1 protein-coding gene is annotated in these 3,037 nt (G+C 69.7%); it reads left to right on the forward strand.

The features are described from left to right. Nucleotides 1-3,037 (forward strand): amino acid adenylation domain-containing protein (locus tag ACGFSB_RS37350; RefSeq protein ID WP_393409026.1); only part of this gene is annotated, 3,037 nt, incomplete at both ends.

A 3,037-nucleotide genomic window follows, 5' to 3' on the forward strand; every position in this document is an offset into this window, starting at 1 on the left:
CGCACCGTGAACACCTGGCCTGGCTGGCGCGCCAGGACAAGGACGCCGCACGGGCCGCCTGGACACAGGCCCTCTCCGGACTCGACGAACCAACCTTGGTCGCCCCCGCTGCCGTGGATGCCGGGGCCGCGCTGCCCCGTTCGGTGGCCTGTGCGCCGGGTGCGGAGCTGAGCGACGCGGTGCGCGACCTGGCCCGGGAGCTGGGCGTCACGGTGAACACCGTCCTGCAAGCGGCATGGGCGATCGTGCTGGGTCAGATGGCCCGCCGCAGGGACGTGGTCTTCGGGACGACGGTCTCAGGGCGGCCGGCGGAGCTGCCGGGCATGGAGGACATGCTGGGCCTCTTCATCAACACGATCCCCGTGCGGGTGCGGCTTGAGGCCACGCAGCCGCTGGCCCAGCTGCTGACCGAACTGCAGGCGGAACAGTCGGGGTTACTCGATCACCAGTATCTAGGTCTGACAGAGATCCAGCGTCTGGCGGGGGTGGGCGCGAGCTTCGACACGCTGCTGGCGTTCGAGAACTTCCCTGGAGATCCGGATGTGCCGTCATCGCTGGAGTCCGTGGCCGTCACGGCTGCGGGGATGCGGGAGTCGACAAACTTCGCGCTGGCGCTGGGCGTGGACCCCTCCGACCTGAACCTTCGGCTCGACTATCGCCCCGACCTTTTCGACGAGGACATCGCCTGGGCGTTGACCGGGCGGTTGGTGCGGGTGCTGGAGCAGGTGGTGGCGGATCCGCGGGTGCGGGTGAGTGAACTCGTGCTGTTGGATGCTGGTGAGCGGGCGCGGGTGGTGGGGGAGTGGAATGCCACGGCGCGGCCGGTGCTGTCACTGTCGGTCCCTGAGCGTTTCCGGGAGCGGGCGGTCCAGACCCCGGAGGCGGCAGCGGTGCGCTGCGGGGCCGAGGTCCTCTCGTATGGGGAGTTGGAGGCCAGGTCGAATCGGCTGGCGCGTTACCTCCGTGGACAGGGTGTGGTTCGGGAGTCGCGGGTGGGCCTGCGGCTGCCGCGCGGCGTCGACATGGTGACGTCGATGCTGGCGGTGTGGAAGGCCGGTGGTGCGTATGTGCCGCTGGATCCGGAGTACCCGGTCGAGCGGCTGGAGTTTATGACGGTCGACAGTGGTGCGTCGGTGGTGATCGATGCTGGCTGGTTCGCGGACACCGGCGCGGCCATTGCGGCCGAGTCGGATGCGCCGCTCGAAGTGGAGCTGGATCCTGATGAGTTGGCGTATGTGATCTATACCTCGGGGTCGACGGGTCGTCCGAAGGGTGTGGCGGTGGCGCATCGGGGTGTGGTGAATCTGGTGGAGGCGATGGGTCCGGTGTTGGGTGCCGGTCCGGGTGAGGTGACGTTGCAGTTCGCGTCGTTCAGCTTCGACGCCTCGGTCCTCGACGTGGCCGTGACGCTGGCGTCCGGTGGCACGCTGGCCATCGCCACCGGTGAGGAGCGTACCGATCCGCAGGCCCTGTCGAGGATGATCCGGGGCAGTGGCGTGACGGTGGCGAGCGTGGTGCCCTCGCTGCTCGGCGTCCTGGACCCGCAGACCGTGCCCGGCGTACGCAACTGGGTGCTGGGTGCCGAGCGGCTGACTGCTGATCTGGCTGCCAAGTGGCGGGCCCAGGCCCGGTTGTGGAACACCTACGGTCCGACCGAGTCGACCGTCATGACCACGGCCGTGGAAATTCCTGCCGACTTCACCTTCGATGACGAGGCGCCGGCGATCGGCAGCCCGCTGCCCAACACCCAGGTCTATGTCCTGGACGATTTCCTGCGTCCGGTGCCGCCGGGTGTAGTCGGCGAGGTGTATCTGGCCGGTCCGGGCTTGGCCCGCGGCTATCTGGGCCGCCGGGAGCTGACCGCGGAACGCTTCATAGCCTGCCCGTACGCCGAGGGCGCCCGCATGTACCGCACCGGTGATCTCGCCAAATGGAGTGGCGACGGGCTGCTGCACTTCCAGGGCCGCGCCGATGAACAGGTCAAGATCCGCGGGTTCCGCATCGAACTCGGCGAGATCGAATCCGTCCTCACCGCCCACCCCGACATCGCCCAGGCCACCGTCATCGCCCGCGACGACCGCATCGCCGCCTACGCCGTTCCCACCGCAGGCAGCGGCATCGAGACGACCGCCCTGTTGGACTTCGCCGCCGCCCGGCTCCCGGAGCACATGGTCCCGGCGATCGTGACCGTGCTGGACGCGCTGCCGCTCACCCCCAACGGCAAGGTCGACAAGGCGGCGCTGCCCGCGCCCGAGCGTGCGGCCCGCGATGGCCGGGCGCCGGCGACGCAGGCCGAGGTGCTGCTGTGCGATCTCTTCGCCGAAGTGCTAGGGCTGGAGCGGGTGGGTGCCGAGGACTCGTTCTTCGAGCTGGGCGGGGATTCGATCATGTCGATGCTGCTGGTGTCGCGCGCTCGGCGGGCAGGACTGGCGATCTCTTCGCGGCAGGTGTTCGAGCGGCGGAGCGCGGCGGGTCTGGCGCGGGTTGCGGAGGCAGTGGACAGCGGTGGTGTGGTGCCGGGCGGGGAGTCCGGTGTGGGTGCGGTGCCGCTGACTCCGGTGATGCATGAGCTGATCGAACGGGTCGGACTCGACAGGGTGGGCGAGGCCGTGCAGTCGGGAGTAGTGAGCACCCCGGCTGGACTGGACCTCGAGGTTCTCGTACGTGCGGTACAGGCGCTGGTCGGTCACCACGACGTACTGCGGGCGCGGTTGGTGCCGGGTGCGGAGCCACGGCTCGAGGTGCCGGCGGACGTGCCCGAGCGGGCCTGGGTCCGCCGGGTCGACGCGACCGGCCTGGCGGACGACGAGCTGCGGGAGCTCACCGGCACACAAGTCCGAGCGGCCGCGCGGCGGTTGGATCCGGCCGCCGGTCTCATGCTCGGCGCGGTGTGGTTCGACGCCGGTCCGGTGGCCGAGGGACGACTGGTACTCGTCTTCAACCACTTGGTGGTGGATACGGTGTCGTGGCGGGTGTTGCTGCCGGATCTGGTGGAGGCGTGTGCGGCGTTGGCTGCGGGTCGTGAGCCTGTGTTGGC

The organism is Streptomyces sp. NPDC048441, from assembly GCF_043200235.1.
In the GTDB taxonomy this organism is placed as follows: domain Bacteria; phylum Actinomycetota; class Actinomycetes; order Streptomycetales; family Streptomycetaceae; genus Streptomyces.